The sequence below is a fragment of the Glutamicibacter sp. NPDC087831 genome, assembly GCF_044742845.1.
Taxonomy (GTDB): Bacteria; Actinomycetota; Actinomycetes; order Actinomycetales; family Micrococcaceae; genus Glutamicibacter.
Map to the genome: position 1 here is coordinate 183,460 of NZ_JBIUVH010000004.1, position 18,054 is coordinate 201,513.

The window sequence follows — 18,054 nt, forward strand, 5'->3', positions numbered from 1 at the left end:
GAAACCAGGCATATTTTAGTGCGCGGTGGCTAGCTCAGCAAGGAGTCGCTGTCCTGCTTGATCGGCGCCGCTGGGCGTACCAGCAGCTTGAAGAGCACGGCCAGAAGCACGAGCCATGCGATTCCGGTGTACAGGGCTACACGCGTCGTCGGGCTCAGGGCCAAGAGCACGACAACGAAGACCATGAAGGCCAAGGCGATCCATACGGCAACGGTGCCGCCGGGCACAGCGTATTCGCGGGCGACGGCCGGTCCGCGGCCGGCTGCGGCTTCCTTGCGTCGCATGGCCAGGTACGAAGTCAGAATCATGATCCACACCCAGACGGTGGCGAAGGTAGCGATGGAAGCGATGATGGTGAACAGCGACTCCGGGAGCAGGGCGTTGAGCACCACGCCGACCAGCAGCACGATGGCCATGATGACCACGGTCATCCACGGCACGCCGTTACGCGAGATGCGGCCAAAGGACTTCGGAGCATGGCCGATCTCGGACATGGCGTAGAGCATGCGGCCAGCCCCAAAAGTATCGGCGTTGATCGCCGAAACGGCTGCGGTGATCACCACGGCGTTGAGCACGTGGGCGGCGGCCGGGATGCCCAGGCCGTCGAAAATCTGCACGAATGGCGAAGCTGAGCCGTCGATCTGGCGCCAGTCAAAGAGCATCATGACTATGGCCAGCGAAGCTACGTAGAAGAGCAGGATGCGCCATGGCACGGTATTGATGGCGGCTGGAACCGACTTGGCAGGATCAGCTGCTTCACCAGCGGTGATGCCGATGGTTTCGATGCCGCCGAAGGCGAACATCACGACGGAGAACGAGAGCAGCAGGCCCACGAAGCCGTTGGGGAACAGGGTGCCAGCGCTCATCAGGGTAGCGATGCCGGTTGCGGTTTCGGTCTCAGGGGCGTTGAAGCCGAAGATGATCAGGGCGGCGCCGCCAATGATCATGGCGATAATTGCGGTCACCTTGATGATAGCCAGCCAGAATTCGGTTTCACCGAAGACCTTGACCTTCATCAGGTTGATCGAAGCGATCAGCAGGACGACCGCCAGCACCCAGATCCACTGCGCCACCTGCGGGAACCAGAAGCCCATGTAGATGCCGAACGCGGTCACATCGGCGATCGCGACAATGGCCATTTCGAAGGCAAAAGTCCAGCCGGTGACGAAGCCGGCGAAGCGGCCCAGGTAGCGCGAAGCGTAGTGAGCGAAGGATCCGGAAACCGGATGCTTGACAGCCATCTCGCCCATGGCACGCATGACGATGAAGACGGCAGCGCCGCCAATCATGTATGCGAAGAGGACGGCAGGGCCAGCAGCCTGGATAGCAGAAGAGGAGCCGTAGAAAAGGCCCGTTCCGATAGCTGAGCCGAGGGCCATGAAGCGGATGTGGCGGGCAGTCAGCCCGCGGGCGAGAGACGCCTTTATTTCGTTCACGATAGTAATGCTCGGATCCTATAAGGGGTGCGTTCGATGGGGACGGGCCCGCGCCAAAGGCAGGGCACAGCCGTGAAAATCTTATGCGCTCCAGGCATCCATGGCGCGCTTAAGTGTTGCAGATCTATCGTGAGCTTGGCCACCAGCGGTTGCTGTTGGCCACCTGCCGGGTGGGAGAATGGGCTTATGAAACTAGGATTCGTCCGCCACGGACAGACGCAATGGAACCTCGAAGGCCGCTTGCAGGGTTCCAGCGACATCCCCCTGAACGATACCGGGCGAGCCCAAGCCCGCGAGGCTGTCTCGGTGCTGGACGGCGGCCAATGGGACGCTATCGTTTCCTCGCCGCTCTCGCGGGCACGCGAGACGGCACAGATCATTGCCGACGGGCTGGGACTGGAACTTGGTCCTAGCTACGACCTGCTGATCGAGCGCGACTACGCCCAGGGCGAGGGCATGGTTGAGACCGAAGCGCTGGCGCTATGGCCGGACAAGAACGGTGGTGGAATTGAACCACTGGAATCTGTAGTTGACCGTGGCCTGCGCGCAATCAACCAGATTGCAGCAGACTACCCGGGCAAGAACGTCGCGGTAATCTGCCACGGCACCATTATCCGCTACACGCTCTCGCACTTCGCCGGCTACAAGCTGGACACCATCCGCAATGGCTCGGTTGCCATTATCGGCAATGAGCCCGGCGATTGGCAGCTGGAACTGGTCAATGACCAGGTGCCCAGCAAGGTCGCGGGCTAGGCCGCACTAGATGCCGGAAGGAACAATCCGGCGGATGCTGGAGGCCACCAGCGAATCACGCTGCCGGTTCTTGACGACCGCAAGCCATGAGCCCAACGCCATGTAGGCCTTGGAGCGGATCTTTGGCGAGGAGAGGAACACGTCGTGCAGTGCGCCGGGCAGGCGCATCAAATGCAGTTCCCGACCCAGGTCGATGCTGCGCTGGGCGACGACCTGCACATTCAAGGCCACGTCGGCGCGGGTGGCGGTGTCGTGCCAGCGAGGCAGCAAATAGTCTTCCGCCGAAAGCATCACCAGGGTGGGCATCTGGAGATCCAGCCCCTTCTTCACCTTGGCTTGCGCATTGAAGACTGCAGAGATGAAACCCGCGGTGAGCTTGAAGCCGTTGACCGGGCGCCAACCCAGATCGTAATCCCATTCGCCGGAAAACTGGCTGGAGACCGTGCGGGTGTAGAACCCTGGATCCACCGTCGGCAAGAAGCGGTGGGGGTTGCGGCTGCTGGCCGCCTGGACGATCCTCGCCAAGGCGGTGCGCCCGATCTCGCTGGCCTGGAATTCCAGCCACGGGCTGTTCAGCGCCAGCGCATCAACTTTCTGCGGGTTGGCTGCCGCATACAGCGAAGCGCTGAGCCCGCCAGTGGAGTGGGCGAGCAGGACAAAGCGGGTGCCCGGATGCGCGCTGGAAATGATGCGGTGGGCCGCGTCGAATTCCTCGAAGTACTCCTCCAGATCGGTGGTGAAGCCCGGGCTTCTGTGCTCGGCGATTTTGGTGGCCTGGTCTACCGGCAAGTTCCGTCCATAATGGCGCAGGTCCAGTGCGTAGAAATCCGCTCCGGCTTCGGAGAGGAATCCAGCCAACTCGGCCTGGAAGAAGTAGTCCGACCAGCCATGCACATAAAGCACCGCGATCCCGCGCAATGGCGGCGGCAGGCGCAGCGTTCTGCGCGGACGGTGCCTGATCAACGTCGCGGTCGAACCGTCCGACATCGGCAGCGGCCGTTGCGAGAAATCCTCGCCCAGCAGATCGGGCTGCCACAGGTCCTCGGCCGGGTTCTTGAACTGGAAAGCCATGGCTACAGCCTAGCCACCGCACACGCAAAACGGCATCCACCCGCTGGACTGGTTACCAACGGATGAATGCCGCTTTGCGTGGCCGACGTTCAGGGACGACTGTTTTCTATCGGCCGGGTCTCGGGTACTGCCTAACCTGCCATTTCCAGGGTGCGGGCTGGCGCATCCAGGTAGCGCAGGTAGGCGTTCTTGGTCAGGAAGGTCGGGAAGTCATCGCGCAGGGCGCAAGCTTCGAAGATTTCCACGGCTTCCTCGAAGCGATCGCCCTCGAAGCGCTCCAAGCCCTCCATGGTCTCCTCGGCCAGTTCCTGGACCCAGCGACGGGTGATGATCTCGCCCTCATCGGTGATCGCCGACTGGTGGATCCACTGCCACAGCTGCGAACGGGAGATCTCGGCGGTAGCAGCATCTTCCATCAGGTTGCGCAGCGCCACAGCACCGTTGCCGCGCAGCCAGGACTCGATGTAGCGGATGCCGATCTCGATGTTGTCGCGGATGCCGCGTTCGGTGATCTTGCCGGTGACACTCTCGATGTTCAGCAGGGCCGGGCCGGAAACCTCGACATCTTCGCGGGTGCGCTGCAACTGGTTGGGGTTCTCGCCGAGCACCTCGTCGTACACCTCCCGGGCAACCGAAACCAGGTCGGGATGGGCAACCCAGGAGCCGTCGAAGCCATCAGCTGCTTCGCGGGCCTTGTCCTCGCGGACCTTGCCGAAGGCCAGCTCGTTGATCGAGGCGTCCTTGCGGTTGGGAACGAATGCGCTCATCCCGCCGATGGCCGAAGCCCCGCGGCGGTGGCAGGCACGCACCAGCTGCTCGGTGTAGGCCCGCATGAACGGGGCGGTCATGGTCACGGTGTCGCGATCCGGGAAGACGAAGCGCGGTCCGCGGGAACGGAAGTTCTTGATAATCGAGAAGATGTAATCCCAGCGGCCAGCATTCAGCCCCGAGGAATGCTCGCGCAGCTCGTAGAGGATCTCTTCCATCTCGAATGCGGCGGTGATGGTCTCGATCAGCACGGTGGCACGGATGGTGCCGCGCTCGATATCCATCAGATCCTGGGCCATGTTGAACACGTCGTTCCACAACCGTGCTTCCAGATGGTTCTCCAGCTTCGGCAGGTAGTAGTACGGGCCGCGTCCGGCTGCCAGCAGGCGCTTGGCGTTGTGGAAGAAGTGCAGTCCGAAGTCCACCAGCGCACCGGACATCGGGGTGCCGGCAACCAGCAGGTGCTTCTCCGGCAGGTGCCAGCCGCGGGGACGAACCACGATGGTTGGCAGCTGCTGCAGATCGTAGCTGTTCAGCTTGTACTCGCGGCCATCCGGTGCGGTGAAGTCCAGGTCCTGATCCAGCACCCGGATCAGGTTGACCTGGTTCTTGATGACGTTCTGCCAGGTTGGCGAGGATGCATCCTCCATGTCGGCCAGCCAGACCTTGGCCCCGGAATTCAGCGCATTGATAGCCATCTTGCGTTCGATCGGGCCAGTGATTTCCACCCGGCGATCTTCCAGCCCCGGAGCGATCGGGGCGACCTGCCATGAATCGTCTTCGCGAATAGCGCGGGTCTCGTCCAGGAACTTCGGATCGCGGCCATTGGCAATGCGCGCCCGGTTGACCTGGCGGCGCTGCATCAACTCGGCACGGCGCGGTTCGAATGCGGTGTGCAGGGCCGAAAGGAAGTCCAGGGCCTCGCTGGTCAGGATCTGCTCCTGGTAGCGAACGGGGGTAGCGGTAATGGTGATGTTGTTCAGGGTGATGGGGGAGTTCATGGCAGCGTCCTTAAAAATCTTGGAAATGGTGCTGGTGCTAGCCGGCGCCTTTGCCGGCTAGCACCATCGACCCATCAGGGTCTAATGGAATTGGCCTTCTTCGGTGGATCCCACCAAGGCCAGGGTTGAGGCGTTAGGGTTCAGCGCCGTGGAGATCGCATCGAAGTAGCCGGTGCCGACTTCGCGCTGGTGCCTGGTGGCGGTGTAGCCGGCGGCCTCGGAAGCGAATTCGCGTTCCTGCAATTCGACGTAGGCGCTCATGCCGTCCTTCGCGTAGCCGGAGGCCAGGTCGAACATCGAGTGGTTCAATGCGTGGAATCCGGCCAGGGTGATGAACTGGAAGCTGAAGCCCATGGCGCCCAATTCGCGCTGGAACTTGGCGATGGTCGCATCGTCCAGGTGCTTCTTCCAGTTGAACGACGGCGAGCAGTTGTAGGAAAGCATCTGGTCCGGGAAGTCCTTTTTGACCGCTTCGGCGAACTTGCGGGCCAGCTCCAGGTCAGGGGTGCCGGTTTCCATCCAGATCAGGTCCGAGTACGGTGCGTAGGCCTTGGCCCGGGCGATGCATGGCTCGATGCCGTTGGTGACCTTGTAGAAGCCTTCCGGGGTGCGCTCGCCGGTGATGAACTGCTGATCGCGTTCATCGACATCCGAGGTGATCAGCGTTGCCGCTTCAGCGTCGGTGCGGGCGATAACTACGGAAGGGGTGCCAGCCACGTCGGCGGCCAGGCGGGCCGCGTTCAGGGTGCGGATGTGCTGCTGGGTCGGGATCAGCACCTTGCCGCCGAGGTGGCCGCACTTCTTTTCGCTGGCCAGCTGGTCTTCCCAGTGGACGCCCGATGCGCCAGCGGTGATCATGGACTTCATCAGTTCGTAGGCGTTCAGCGGGCCGCCGAAGCCGGCTTCTGCATCAGCGACGATGGGGACCATCCAGTCTTCGACGGTCTGGATGCCTTCGGAGAACTCGATCTGGTCTGCACGCTGCAATGCGTTGTTGATGCGGCGCACGACCTGGGGAACCGAATTGGCCGGGTACAGCGACTGGTCCGGGTAGGTCTGGCCTGAAAGGTTGGCATCTGCTGCTACCTGCCAGCCCGAAAGATAGATGGCTCGAAGGCCGGCCTTGACTTGCTGCACTGCCTGGTTGCCGGTCAGTGCGCCCAACGCGTTGGTGTAGCCGCCGGTGGGGGTTTCCTCGGTGAGCTGCTTCCACAGCTTCTCGGATCCGCGTTTGGCCAAGGTGTGCTCTTCCTGGACCCGGCCCTGGAGCTTCACGACGTCGGCAGCGCTGTAGTCGCGGGTTACGCCGTTCCAGCGGGGGTTGTTTTCCCAGTCGCTCTCGATGGCTGCGATGCGGTTGTCGATCGAGGTTTCGTTGGTGTTTTCAGTAGTCATTGCTTCGGCTCCTTCGCACAAGCTGCGGGTTCATGTCGATCGGAAGGTGATCTTGTGAACTTCTTCGTGACAACTACTTTTCCGCAGGTGCGAGGGCTTCAACAGAGGTTTTTTGAATTAAGATTTCCATTTCTTCACAAAAATGGAAATTTATCGCTTCTTGCGCTGAATGTGAGTCAAGGCATGGAAATTTGCCGATATTGAATCAATCCCTAGCGAAGAAGAGTGAAATTTAACAGCAAGCCTGGATAAGGGCGAAGCCAAAGCAGACCGATTCCGGGGTCTGCGAGAATCGGCGAATCACTGATGAACTGGGATTTTATGGAAACCGCAGGTGCTGATTCGCCACGGCAGGCGTTGTGTATCGGGCCAGGAAACGTGAAGTATCAGAGCCTGGACTGGTAGCTGGCTTTTGCCAGATGGGGGCCTGGACTTGTCGCTATGGCCGATATTCTTGGCCGGCAGTGCAGTTTCTGAGTGCGAAGATTTATGGATCTTGCGACCATGGCTGATTGAGCCGGAACGGGCTAGGGCTGGTCGAAAGAAACCACAGCCATGAAACCGCGGCCGGAGATGCGTGGTTCACCGGCGTCAGAGCCAACGACGGTGTCACGCAGGTTCAGCGACTGTTCGCTGTCGCCGAGCAAGAGCTTGGCGGAGCCCTGGACCAAAAGGCCCAGTTGCCCATCAAAGAGGTATTGCTCGCGCTTTTTGGACAGCTCGACAATGCGAACGGTGGCTCGTACCTGCTCTGGAACGGCGGCCACGTGCACGATGAGCAGTTCTTCGGCGGGCTGGCTCGCCCGGACAGAATTTCTCGTTTCGAATTTCAACGGGCGCAGCGGTTCCAATCCGTGCTCTTGCCCGTCTACATCCAGCTGCACGAAATCGCCGGCGATCAACGTAAAGACTTGAGCCGAAGGCGACGGAGTGAAGGCTGCAGATTTCTCGATAGAGCGAATCGACAGTTGCCAGGTTGATTCCCGCAGTTCGCTGGACCACAACGTTCCGTCCTGCGCCAGAATGCCGCTCGCAATGAGCCGGACCTGCCCTAGCTCCCATTGCTTCTTGGTGCTTTGCGCCAATTCGAGAATGGAACCCGGTGCAAAAGATGCTTGTGCTTCGCTCATGGGACGAGTCTACTTGCCGATGACCAAGCGAAGTTGTTCAACCAGCTGGGATGTGGGCAGCGAGGCATCAAGAGTTATCCAACCGTGCACTTGCGCAAGACGCAGATACTCATTTCGACTGTCCCTGAGATACTCCATGCTTTCGTCGTCTTTGCCACGGGAATTGATCCGCTCAAAGGCAAGGATGGGGTCGATGTCGAGCAAGACAATTCTCGCGTGCTCGGTACTTTTCGCCGCAAGCCAGGGGAGAAGCAGTCCCGGAGGATGGCCACGTAAGCGCCGCAGCACTAATTGGCAATACAGGTGCCGGTCCATCACGCTGAGTCCGGGAGAGCGGGCCGCGAAAAGCATATTGCGGGCAACATTGAAGCTGCGAATGGAAGTTTCGAAGAAATCCTGGGTGAAAGTCGGGAACGTCATTCCCAGGGCGCGAGAGAATTTGGTAAGCCAGCTCCGCGCGGCGACGTTTGCGAGCCTACGAGCCTGAATGCAATCGTTGCGCAGCTGCTGTACTAAAGCTTCAATAGTGGTGCTTTTGCCTGCGCCATCGGTGCCGACGATGACCAAAGTCCGGGGTGGATCGTGGGCATGGCGCGGGGCCGGTAGGGGGCGGGTGGAGACTGCGTGCATGGTGCTCCTTGCTGGATCTCTTTGTAGTTTCAACGTTTGCGCTTCGCTGAAGATTCCGCAGAAAGGCTGTGCATTTGTTGAGAGTAGCTCGCCGGGGAAGCAAGGAAAGAACCGTGAATATTTGCTTCCGCGTCACTGCTGGGCGATTGAATTACGGGTTGAATCCGGAAGATCTAGAAATTTTCACGATCCTTGGCATAACCTTGTCATGTGACTGCAACCACATGGAATCGCTCAGTGAACTCAGCCGGCAATGGCGCTGGCAGCGAAGATACAGAACTCGACGCCATTGCTCTCGGCCGCAGAATCCGCTTTCTGCGCAAGGGCAAGCAACTGACCTTGGATGATGTCTCGGCGCTCGTTGACACCGCGCCGAGCCAGTTGTCGCTGATTGAAAACGGCAAGCGCGAACCGAAGCTATCGCTGCTTAAGTCCCTGGCTGGAGCCATGGGGGTTGGCGTCGACGATCTGCTGGGCACCGAACCGCCATCGCGCCGTGCTGCTTTGGAGATCGAATTGGAACGTGCCCAACGCGGTCCACTGTACGAGTCCTTGGGATTGCCTACCGTTCGTGTTGGCACGCGTCTGCCCATGGACGTCCTGGAATCCCTGGTGGGACTGCAGCATGAATTGGAACGCCGCCTGAACGAGCAGGCCGCGACCCCTGAAGAAGCCCGTCGGGCCAATACCGCGTTGCGCCATGAGATGCGCCAACGCAACAACTACTACAAGGATATCGAGCAGGAAGCCGCCAAAGTCCTCTCTGCAGTTGGCCACGATTCAGGGCCGCTCTCGCATCATCGTGCAGCAGATATCGCCGAGCATCTGGGATTCAGCCTGCGCTTTGTGGGCAATCTTCCGCATTCCACGCGTTCGGTGACTGACCAGAAGAACAAGCGTATCTATCTGACGCAGGCGAACCGCTCGGAACATGATCCTCGTTCGGTGTTGCTGCAGGCGCTAGGGCATCACGTATTGGGTCATAGGACTCCAACCGATTATTTCGATTTCCTCTCGCAGAGGGTCGCGACCAACTACTTTGCCGCGGCGTTGATGATGCCGGAAAAGTCCACGGTGGACTACTTGCGGCGAGCTAAGAACAACCGTGAGTTGGCCATCGAGGATCTGCGCGATGCTTTCGCCGTGTCCTATGAGTCCGCAGCCCACCGGTTCACCAACCTTGCCACCGAGCATCTGGGGATGACCTGCCACTTCCAGAAGGTCCACGAATCGGGCATCTTGCACAAGGCTTATGAGAATGACCGAGTGAACTTTCCAGCCGATCACACCGGTGCCATTGAAGGACAAACCATTTGCCGGTATTGGACAAGTCGCGTGGTCTTCGAGCAGATGGATAAGTTCCGTTCCTTCGAGCAGTACACCGATACCGTCAATGGGACCTTCTGGTGCACGGCGCGCACCGAGCGCCATTCCTCGGGACTGTATTCCTTGTCCATTGGCGTGCCTTTTGAGCATGTGAAGTGGTTCCGCGGGCGGGATACCAAGGAGCGCTGCCAATCCACCTGCCCGGACGAGAACTGCTGCCGCCGTCCACCTGCTGACCTATCCAGCCAGTGGTTCGGCAATGCGTGGCCGGCTACGCGCGCCAATACCCACTTGCTGGCGGCCATGCCAACCGGAGCCTTTCCCGGAGTAGATGAAACCGAGGTCTACCGATTCCTGGAAAAGCAGGTGGACTAGGACCGTTGGACTATGCGATGTGCTTGGAGATGAAGGCAAGAGCAGTTTCCGCCAGCCACGCGCCATCCTGGGCAACGGTGCGGCCGGAGCGGGCTACCTTGAAGGAATGGTTGCCACCTTCGAACCAGGAAAGTTCGCTGTGCTCGTTCAGCTTGCTGGCGACTTCTTCCATCTTTTCGGGGTTGGCAAAGGGATCTCGGGTGCCTTCGAGGAAAAGCATCGGCACCGCAATCGGGTAGAGATGCTCATCGCGTAGCTTCTCTTCCTTCTTAGGCGCGTGCAACGGGTACCCCAGGAAGATCAACCCTGCCGAGGGCATGCCCTCGGCAACTGACAGGGAAGCGATGCGCCCGCCAAAGGACTTTCCTGCCGTGAAGATTGGCAGGCCTTCAGCCAAGTGTTCTTCAACCCAACGGCGGACCTGGTGCCACACTGCGACCGCAGCTGGCGCTTTGTCGGGAAACTTCTTTCCAGCATCCATGTAGGGGAAATTAAAACGCAGGACGCTGGCACCCAGATTCGCAGCGGCTAGCGCAAAGCCGGCCATGAAGTCATGATCCTTTCCAGCACCTGAACCGTGTGCGAGCACGATGACGGCCTTCGCCGCCTTTGCTCGGTCCCAGAGCGCGCTGAGTTCCAGGTCTTCGTATGGAATGGAGAGTTCTTGGGTCATAGGTACCACCCTAGGGGCTGAGGGCCCATCAACTGATCATGAAAGGAAATGAACTACATTTCCCAGTCCTTGCGGAGTGCCGTATCGGTGTCATCGCCATTTCTGGCCAGTACCGTCAGCTTTTCAACTTTTTCGCCGGTTGCCGCACGCTCGTTGATCTTGAGCATCATATTTCCCGAGACGAAGATCGATGCGGGCATGTCGTATTCGCCGTCGATCCATGGACCGTCTGCGAGGGTGACGACGAGTTCGCCAAGCGCAGGCGACTCGACTTTCTCAACGTAGGCGTGGGGGTCAGCGGGCAGGCATGTGCGGTAGATTTCCAGCTCAGTGATTTCAGCGCCGCATAGGGATTTGTAGGTATCGTTCATGGCGGACAGCCACTGCGTGTACTTTTCCGAGGCCCAGGCTTTGCGGTCCTCGGGATCGGCACCAGTACGAGCCCGGGTGAAAGTTCCTGAGTTATTGCCGTCTTCAGTAGCGAAGGTGACAGATTCCAATTCCGGCGAGGCCTCGCCTACGCTTTCGAACATGATTCGGCCCATCATGCGCAGCTCATCCTCGTTGGTTTCGTAGCTTTCCCGCATCTGGGTTCCAAACTTCATGCTGTTATCCAAGAAGATATTGATGGCACCAGGTGCTGGAGATTCCCAAGAAGTCATTAGGTTGTAGGGATACAAGAAGCCTTTGGTGGACTTGATGCCAGAGTTTTCTTTCCACATCTCAATTTTGGAATCTGCCCAGGCCTGTCCCGAATTGGCGTTGGCGTCCAACTCCGCGGGTCCAGGCTCGGGGGCGGTTTCACCGGGTTCACCGGTTTCGGCCGCGGGCTGTGCCGCCGGAGTGGAGCCAGCGACGGAAGCCGCCGTCGAATCGGCTGGCGCTGCTTGTTCGGGAGCTGCATTGCACCCTGCTAGAAGCAAAGCCAACGATGACAGGGCAATGACCGAACGGGTGCGCAAGAATAACTCCTCATTATCGATGAATGGTCAGTCTATACAGGCCAGGCAGCGAAGGGAGAGCTGTTACGAGAATTTGGCAAAGGTCCGGATCGCACCGGGACGGAAATCCGACGCTTCCGTGAGCCCCATGGATTCGTAGAAGGCACGTTGCCCGGGTTCATCATCGGTGATCAGGACCAGCTGACGCACATGCTCATATTTCACTAGTACGGCAGAGAACAAAGCACGGCCTACGCCGGTGCGATGCGTAGATGGACGCACCAGGATGTCCTGGACGTAGCAGATGGTGGCATTATCCGAGACCACGCGCACAAGGCCGATTAACTGGTGGTCTACGTCGTAGGCGTAGATTACGCATGCTGAATTCTTCAGGCCCTCAAATAGTACGTCTGGGTTGTCTGTATAGGCGCTCCAGCCCACCGCGTTGTAGAGCGAGAGTATTTGTTCCTCGGAAGGCACCTTAGTGGTGGAGAGTTCCATCGAGTCCTTTTACTGTTGCGGGGAAACCGAAAGGATCTCTGCGTTGCCCAGCAACGGATGCTTCACCAGTTCTGTTTCCAATGTGTGGATGATGGCTTGGGCGGAGTCGCCGTTGTAAACGAACACCGGGCCATCATGCCGGTAGTAGACATCCTCATGCCATCCGATTTCGCCGTCACCCAATGCATGCTGCAGGGCCCTGACTGTTGGCTCCAGATCCGATTCCGATTCGGCCCCAAGCCTGGTTCGAAGCAAAACGTACTCGCTGCCGCCTACTTCGGTGCGTTGTCCATCAATAATCAGCCAGGAACCATGCCCCAGTCCTCCATCGATGAGCGAAGAGAGCAATTCGGAAAACAGCTTCTTCGGTTCGGGGGTGGCCACTTCAAGGTTAATGTCGCTGGAGATCGGCTCCTCAGCCGCGTCCAATGTGGTCTTGGCGCTGATGATGGTTCCGGAAGACTTGTATTTGGGCAACAATGTATCGAGCAGGCCCGCCTCATGATCTTTGCGCAGGCGTTCGGTCATCGGCTGGGCAAAATGGATCTGCACCCGGTGAGTCGAAGCCTCCGATGATTTCCTGGCGAACAGCGACATGTCCTCAGTCCTCGTGTGGGTCGGAAATGCAAAAGACGATTCCGTAAGGATCGCGCATAATGGTCCAGCCAAAAGTGGGATCTTCGGTGTGGTCCTCAACGCGTGTTGCGCCAGCAGCCATGCAACGGGTGACTTCCTGCTCGCGGCTGGTGCTTGCTTCCAAGTCGAGATGAACCCGGTTCTTGCCGGCAGTGATCTCATCAACTTTTTGGAACCCCAACCGAGCGCTGAAGCCAGGGACGCTGATCATGGTGAACCCCGGGTACTGGCCCAGATATTTCCCGCCCAGAACAGCCCTCCACCAAGCCGAGGCAGCTTTCTCGTCAAGGGCATCAAGGGTGATCATTCCAATGTTCGCCATGCAGTCAAAGGTACCGGGAGTCTTCCTGCTTAGCTAGAGGTTGACTGCATTTCTGCCGCTGACTAGCGCACTTTCTAAGTGAAGAAAAGGGGCTTGCTTGGCCGGGACGGAAGTCCCGACCGAGCAAGCCCCTTTATGGGCTATGCCGGCCTAGCTATCGAAGTAGTTTGGCGCGTGCTCGTTGTGAGCAGGTGGAGTCGGCATCTCGACTTTCTTCTGCACCTTCAGCATGCCAGCGGCGTAGTCCACCGAAACGGTGTCACCAGCGGCAAGCGAATCACAGATCAGCAGGTCGGCAATGGCATCCTGTACCTTCCGCTGTACCAGCCGGCGCAGCGGGCGAGCACCGAACTCGGGGTCGTAGCCTTCGTTTGCCAGCCACTGTACGGCAGCGTCGCTCACCTCCAGCTTCAGCTCCTGGTCCACCAAGCGAGCTTCGGTCTCGGCGATGACCAGCTTGACGATCTGGCCAATCTCGGACTGCGAGAGCTTGGAGAACAGCAGTACCTCGTCCAGCCGGTTCAGGAACTCTGGGCGCATGAACTCGCGTACCTTGCCCATGACCTTGGCCCGGATTTCTCCAGCCTCACTGGTGGCATTGGCGGAGGTGAAACCGAAGTTTCCGGCCTTGTTGGCCAAGTACTCGCCGCCGAGGTTGCTGGTCATCAGGATCAGCGTGTTGGAGAAATCGACAGTGCGCCCGGCTGAGTCGGTCAACCGGCCGTCATCGAGTACCTGCAGCAGCACGTTGAACACGTCCGGGTGGGCCTTCTCGATTTCATCGAGCAGCACGACCGAATACGGGTTGCGGCGGATCTTCTCGGTCAGCTGGCCGGGCTCGTCATGGCCGATGTACCCCGGAGGTGCTCCGATCAGGCGCGCCACGGTGTGCTTCTCACCGTATTCGCTCATATCGACGCGAACCAGCGATTCGGCCGAACCGAAGAGGTTTGCAGCCAGGGCCTTGGCCAGTTCGGTCTTTCCGACGCCGGTGGGACCCAGGAAAAGGAACGAGCCGATGGGGCGACCTGCTGGCGACATTCCGGTACGGTTGCGACGCACGGCGCGTGCCACAGCGGCAACGGCATCGTGCTGGCCGATGACCGAAGCATGCAGGGAATCTTCCAGCGAAGCCAAGCGTGCCTTGTCATCTCCCGAGATGCGCGAGGTGGGGATGCCGGTGGATCGGGAGATCACTTCCGAAATCTGCTTCTCATCCACTACCCGGGTGACCCCTGCATCGCCGGCCTCCTCAGCAGCCTTGATGCGCGCGGTCATCTCCACGATGTGGTCACGCCATGCGCCAGCTTCTTCGAATCGTTCCTCGCCGATAGCGCGTGACTTCTCGCGCTCGGCGTCTACCAATTCGGCACGCAGGGACTGCACATCCTCGGCATCTCCGGCAGCGATGGACCGCCGGGCACCGGCGATATCGATCAAGTCGATGGCCTTGTCAGGAAGCTGGCGGTCGTTCAGGTAGCGGGCAGAGAGCGTCACCGCGGCCTTGAGCGCTTCGGGGGTGTACTGCACCTGGTGGTGATCCTCGTAGGATTCGCGCAGGCCGTCCAAAATGGCCAGTGCAGTTTCCTCCGACGGCTCGGCGACAGTAACCTTGCCGAAGCGCCGAGCCAGCGCGCTGTCCTTCTCCACCTTGCGGAACTCATCGAGCGTAGTGGCGCCGATCATGTGCAGCTCGCCACGCGCCAAACGCGGCTTGAGGATATTTGCGGCGTCCATATTGCCGGACTCGCCAGAGCCTGCACCGACCAGCAGATGCATCTCATCGATGAATATCAGCACCTGCCCCTCGGCTGCGGCTACCTCGTCGAGCAGGCCGGTGAGCCGCTGCTCGAAATCTCCGCGGTAGCGGGTTCCGGCGAGCATGCCCGGAAGATCAATGGAGATCAAGGCCGCATTGCGCAGTTGGGCTGGTACCTGGTCATCGATGATGGCGCGGGCCAGGCCTTCGGCAATGGCGGTCTTGCCCACGCCGGCCTCGCCAATCAGCACAGGGTTGTTCTTGGTGCGACGGGCCAGGATTTCAATAACCTGATCCAGTTCCTCCTTGCGTCCGATCACCGGATCAATCTGGCCGTCGGAGGCCAGCAGGGTCAGATCGGTTCCGTAGCGTTCGAGCATGGACACGTCGGACTCGGAATCGGACTGGTTCTGGGCATCGTTTTGGCCACGCTGGGCCTGCTCCATGGCGGCTTGCTGCAAGGACTGGCCGGTGATGCCGTGCTGCGCCAGGAGCTGGCTGACCGGAGATTCCGGGTTGAAAACGAAGGCCAGGAAAAGATGATCAGGGTCGATGTAGGTCGAACCGTAGTTACGAGCAACCTGATAGGCGTCAAAGAGGCTGCGCTGAGCTGCCGACGATAGGTGGGATGGTTTCTCGCCCTTCTCCTGGGACTTGGGCATGCGCGCGATGGCATCTGCACTCAAAGCCTCGATGTCGATACCCATGGCGGTCAGGTGCTCGCCGACTGGTTCGGTGCGCAGCAGGGCCATCAGGAGGTGCAGCGAATCAATCTCGTCGTGGCCATGCTCCTGGGAAATCGCTGCCGCGGTGGCTACCGCTTCGTGGGTGCGGGCGGAAAGCAGGCGCGTGAGGTCGATGGGACGTGCTGCCTGGGCACGTGAAGACAGGAATCGAGAGAGGAATTCCTCAAACGAGCCATCTGACGGTGCGCCGAAAAATGCTGGCAAGTGAGCCTCCTAATAGAAACTTGAGCGGTCTATGCTCATGTTCAACGCATATGGCGCGCAGATATTCCCGAACCAGCCGGGCAAGGTGTCAAAGAGGTTGACTTCACACTAATAGCTGGAAAGCAGGCGCTAGTCTTTCGGGATTTCGATAAGGCCCATACGCGCGGCCGCAACCAGGGCCTGGACCCGATCGCGAACATTCAGCTTAACGAAAATCTTCGCCATATGGGTTTTAACCGTGGTTTCGGAAATAGTCAGAGTTCTTGAAATCTCGGTATTGTTTAGCCCGCGTGCGAGCAGTTTTAGAATCTCGAATTCCCGATTGGTAATTCCCAAGTCATAGGCCAGTTCTTGAATGTCTTGGGAATTATCCCGGTAAGCTTCGCGAACCGCAGAAACTAGATCAGAAGAAACCGACGGGGAAATGGCTGCAGTTCCTTGGTGAACGGCATGGATCGCATGAATAATTTCATCTGGTTCAGAGTCTTTTACCAAGTATCCGCTGGCCCCAGCGGTCAGTACCGGAACCAGATAGTCGTCCGAAGAAAAGGCGGTAATGGCAAGCACTGAGGGGCTGTCTTCGGCAGATTTGATTGCTTTAGTAGCGCTAACCCCGTCCATTATCGGCATCTGCAAATCCATGAGCACAACGTCCACTTGATTGCCGCTGCAATACTCGACGGCGGCCTGTCCATTTTCAACAGAATTAACCGTTACAATTCCGGGGTCTGTTGCTAGGATTGTGCCCAACGCATGCCGAATTAGAGGTTCATCATCGACAATAAGGACCTTTATTTGTTCCATCTGATTCCTCTGATTCGATGTGGGTGGCCTCATGTTGGCCTGTTCACCTGAAAGTATATAAGTTGATCTGATGTGGAGTTTGTTATGAAGGGTTTGAAAATGCTGGCCGTAGCAGCATTAGTTCTGGCACCATTGACCGCCGTGGCAGCTCCTGCATCTGCTGCGAGCTCTCCAGCCTCCAGCAGTGGCAACGTTGCTACTCCTGCTGGCTTTGGCTCAGCCTTCTCGGAGTGGTTCTGCAAACGCTACGGCGTCGCCTGCCCATAACGCGGTTTATTTGACTTGATCATCTGAGCCGGGAATTATTCGGCATATGAATGGACGACTAAAGGACACCCTGACCAAGCTCTTCGCTGGTCGGGGTGTCATTGTTTGGACTGGTATTGCGGTTCTGATCGCGGTTTCCAGTAGTGAGTTCGTGACTCTGCTGGAAGACGGATTTAGTGGTTCGTCGGATATTTCGGTTCGAGGCGCGTTGCTCGGCGTAGGACTGTGCGCAATTCTTGCGCTTGGTCTTCGCTGGGTTGCCGTATCCGTCGGATTGTTTGTGGCAGTTGCCTATTTCTTCCTCACGGACGGCGCCTTGTTCTTCTGGACTGTCGTTTCATTCATGATTTTTTCGGCGCTGGCAGCTACGGCCAGTGCCATGAGTGTTAGGGCCTTATTCCTAACCTTGTCCGCAGCGTGGATGGTGCAGTTCGGCATCCAGTCCGGGCAAGACGCGGTTCTGCTTGTCGGGATTGCCCCGTTGACGGCGATGGCGTTCTTCTTAACGAGGAATATTTACTTGCTGCGCGAGAAGAACGAGCTCGCTCTTCGGCAAATGCATACGGTCAAAGAGCAGACTCGTCTTGCTGTCGACCGGGAGCGAAAGAACATTGCCCGGGATCTGCACGATATTGTCGCGCATGACATCACGGTCGTGGCCATGCAGTCGAAGGCCGCGAAATTCGCAAACGATGGGCAGAAGGCCCTCGAAGCTCTGGATGTCATCGCCAAACTGAGTACTGAGACTTTGCACGATTTACGCCTGATGCTCAATGTCCTGAGGGCTGATGGGACCATGGCAGATCCCTCGTCCCAGGGCATTGATAAGCCGGCCGCTACTACTGTTTACGCGCTTCAGGGTGCAGAACTTTTCGTTCAGAGGCTAAAAGAGGCAAATTTCGAGGTGAGCTCCACCACTGACGAGAAAATTTCCGAATTGCCCCGTTCTGCACAGACTGCGATTTATCGGGTCATGCAAGAAGGTACAACAAATGTGATAAAGCACGGTGCCTTGGGCGGGAAGTGCACCTTCGAACTCACGGTCCAAGGGGCAGAGGGCATCCTGGAAATTACTAATCAGATAGGGAATTTCGACAAGAAGGCGAGTGGGTTGCCCGAAGGCGGGACAGGCCTGATTGGCATGGGTGACAGGATGCGTGCATTTGGTGGAAAGTTTGCAACCAGTTCCGAAAACGGTGTTTGGGCACTGCGCGCAAGCATCCCGTTCTGACCCCTGCCCTCCTACTAAAGTATGATTTCGGATTTTCGCAGGACGCGATAAGTTAGACATGTATCGGTGAAGACCGATCACCGGG

At 58.7% G+C, this 18,054-nt stretch carries 16 protein-coding genes; 3 read left to right on the forward strand and 13 right to left on the reverse strand.

The features are described 5' to 3' along the window. Window positions 1-29 precede the first annotated feature (29 nt). Window positions 30-1,436, reverse strand: coding sequence for an amino acid permease (locus ACIOJF_RS13845; protein WP_402741764.1), 1,407 nt, complete (start codon window positions 1,434-1,436; stop codon window positions 30-32). Window positions 1,437-1,622: 186 nt separating this feature from the next. On the opposite strand from ACIOJF_RS13845, the gene ACIOJF_RS13850 reads away from it, so the two are divergent. After that, window positions 1,623-2,189, forward strand: a complete 567-nt coding sequence (locus tag ACIOJF_RS13850) for a histidine phosphatase family protein (RefSeq protein WP_332594869.1) — start codon at window positions 1,623-1,625, stop codon at window positions 2,187-2,189. A gap of 6 nt (window positions 2,190-2,195) precedes the next feature. Here ACIOJF_RS13850 and ACIOJF_RS13855 read toward each other — a convergent pair whose 3' ends face one another. The 5 genes from ACIOJF_RS13855 to ACIOJF_RS13875 all read right to left on the reverse strand — a co-directional run bounded on the left by ACIOJF_RS13855 (window position 2,196) and on the right by ACIOJF_RS13875 (window position 8,184). Next, window positions 2,196-3,260 (reverse strand): alpha/beta hydrolase, encoded by a 1,065-nt coding sequence (locus ACIOJF_RS13855; RefSeq protein WP_402741765.1) that lies wholly within the window; start codon window positions 3,258-3,260, stop codon window positions 2,196-2,198. A gap of 131 nt (window positions 3,261-3,391) precedes the next feature. Next, window positions 3,392-5,029 (reverse strand): malate synthase A, encoded by a 1,638-nt coding sequence (gene aceB / locus ACIOJF_RS13860; protein WP_105659181.1) that lies wholly within the window; start codon window positions 5,027-5,029, stop codon window positions 3,392-3,394. Window positions 5,030-5,110: 81 nt separating this feature from the next. After that, window positions 5,111-6,424: an isocitrate lyase gene (gene aceA / locus ACIOJF_RS13865; protein WP_105659180.1), complete on the reverse strand. Its 1,314-nt coding sequence runs from the start codon at window positions 6,422-6,424 to the stop codon at window positions 5,111-5,113. Between the two features lie 527 nt (window positions 6,425-6,951). Next, the gene (locus tag ACIOJF_RS13870; protein WP_402741766.1) at window positions 6,952-7,554 is read right to left on the reverse strand and encodes a HutD family protein; all 603 of its coding nucleotides are present in this window, start codon (window positions 7,552-7,554) and stop codon (window positions 6,952-6,954) included. A 9-nt stretch (window positions 7,555-7,563) separates the two neighbouring features. Continuing rightward, window positions 7,564-8,184 (reverse strand): thymidylate kinase, encoded by a 621-nt coding sequence (locus tag ACIOJF_RS13875; RefSeq protein WP_402741767.1) that lies wholly within the window; start codon window positions 8,182-8,184, stop codon window positions 7,564-7,566. A gap of 210 nt (window positions 8,185-8,394) precedes the next feature. Between ACIOJF_RS13875 and ACIOJF_RS13880 the strand changes: the two genes are divergently transcribed. After that, window positions 8,395-9,885: a helix-turn-helix transcriptional regulator gene (locus ACIOJF_RS13880; RefSeq protein WP_105658616.1), complete on the forward strand. Its 1,491-nt coding sequence runs from the start codon at window positions 8,395-8,397 to the stop codon at window positions 9,883-9,885. A gap of 10 nt (window positions 9,886-9,895) precedes the next feature. Here the strand turns inward: ACIOJF_RS13880 and ACIOJF_RS13885 are convergent, their stop codons facing one another. From ACIOJF_RS13885 to ACIOJF_RS13915, 7 genes are all read right to left on the reverse strand, one after another. Next, window positions 9,896-10,558, reverse strand: a complete 663-nt coding sequence (locus tag ACIOJF_RS13885; RefSeq protein WP_105658615.1) for an alpha/beta family hydrolase — start codon at window positions 10,556-10,558, stop codon at window positions 9,896-9,898. Window positions 10,559-10,611: 53 nt separating this feature from the next. Further along, window positions 10,612-11,331, reverse strand: a complete 720-nt coding sequence (locus tag ACIOJF_RS13890) for a hypothetical protein (protein ID WP_286134682.1) — start codon at window positions 11,329-11,331, stop codon at window positions 10,612-10,614. A 252-nt stretch (window positions 11,332-11,583) separates the two neighbouring features. Then, window positions 11,584-12,000, reverse strand: a complete 417-nt coding sequence (locus ACIOJF_RS13895; RefSeq protein WP_105658613.1) for a GNAT family N-acetyltransferase — start codon at window positions 11,998-12,000, stop codon at window positions 11,584-11,586. Between the two features lie 9 nt (window positions 12,001-12,009). Continuing rightward, window positions 12,010-12,597, reverse strand: a complete 588-nt coding sequence (locus ACIOJF_RS13900) for a hypothetical protein (RefSeq protein WP_146112328.1) — start codon at window positions 12,595-12,597, stop codon at window positions 12,010-12,012. Window positions 12,598-12,601: 4 nt separating this feature from the next. Beyond that, window positions 12,602-12,958, reverse strand: a complete 357-nt coding sequence (locus ACIOJF_RS13905) for a VOC family protein (RefSeq protein WP_105658611.1) — start codon at window positions 12,956-12,958, stop codon at window positions 12,602-12,604. A gap of 150 nt (window positions 12,959-13,108) precedes the next feature. Then, a complete protein-coding gene (locus tag ACIOJF_RS13910; RefSeq protein ID WP_402741768.1) occupies window positions 13,109-15,667 on the reverse strand; it encodes an ATP-dependent Clp protease ATP-binding subunit in 2,559 nt (852 codons plus the stop codon). A 129-nt stretch (window positions 15,668-15,796) separates the two neighbouring features. After that, complete coding sequence (locus tag ACIOJF_RS13915; RefSeq protein WP_105658609.1) at window positions 15,797-16,471, reverse strand: response regulator transcription factor; 675 nt, start codon at window positions 16,469-16,471, stop codon at window positions 15,797-15,799. Between the two features lie 313 nt (window positions 16,472-16,784). Between ACIOJF_RS13915 and ACIOJF_RS13920 the strand changes: the two genes are divergently transcribed. Further along, a complete protein-coding gene (locus ACIOJF_RS13920) occupies window positions 16,785-17,969 on the forward strand; it encodes a sensor histidine kinase (RefSeq protein ID WP_133834357.1) in 1,185 nt (394 codons plus the stop codon). Window positions 17,970-18,054 lie beyond the last annotated feature (85 nt).

Excerpts from the sequence above, each read along its gene's own strand:
- ACIOJF_RS13850 (WP_332594869.1), top strand. The coding sequence starts at position 1,623 with ATGAAACTAGGATTCGTCCGCCACGGACAGACGCAATGGAACCTCGAA.
- ACIOJF_RS13855 (WP_402741765.1), bottom strand. The coding sequence starts at position 3,260 with ATGGCTTTCCAGTTCAAGAACCCGGCCGAGGACCTGTGGCAGCCCGAT.
- aceB (WP_105659181.1), bottom strand. The coding sequence starts at position 5,029 with ATGAACTCCCCCATCACCCTGAACAACATCACCATTACCGCTACCCCC.
- aceA (WP_105659180.1), bottom strand. The coding sequence starts at position 6,424 with ATGACTACTGAAAACACCAACGAAACCTCGATCGACAACCGCATCGCA.
- ACIOJF_RS13870 (WP_402741766.1), bottom strand. The coding sequence starts at position 7,554 with ATGAGCGAAGCACAAGCATCTTTTGCACCGGGTTCCATTCTCGAATTG.
- ACIOJF_RS13875 (WP_402741767.1), bottom strand. The coding sequence starts at position 8,184 with ATGCACGCAGTCTCCACCCGCCCCCTACCGGCCCCGCGCCATGCCCAC.
- ACIOJF_RS13885 (WP_105658615.1), bottom strand. The coding sequence starts at position 10,558 with ATGACCCAAGAACTCTCCATTCCATACGAAGACCTGGAACTCAGCGCG.
- ACIOJF_RS13895 (WP_105658613.1), bottom strand. The coding sequence starts at position 12,000 with ATGGAACTCTCCACCACTAAGGTGCCTTCCGAGGAACAAATACTCTCG.
- ACIOJF_RS13900 (WP_146112328.1), bottom strand. The coding sequence starts at position 12,597 with ATGTCGCTGTTCGCCAGGAAATCATCGGAGGCTTCGACTCACCGGGTG.
- ACIOJF_RS13905 (WP_105658611.1), bottom strand. The coding sequence starts at position 12,958 with ATGGCGAACATTGGAATGATCACCCTTGATGCCCTTGACGAGAAAGCT.
- ACIOJF_RS13915 (WP_105658609.1), bottom strand. The coding sequence starts at position 16,471 with ATGGAACAAATAAAGGTCCTTATTGTCGATGATGAACCTCTAATTCGG.
- ACIOJF_RS13920 (WP_133834357.1), top strand. The coding sequence starts at position 16,785 with ATGAATGGACGACTAAAGGACACCCTGACCAAGCTCTTCGCTGGTCGG.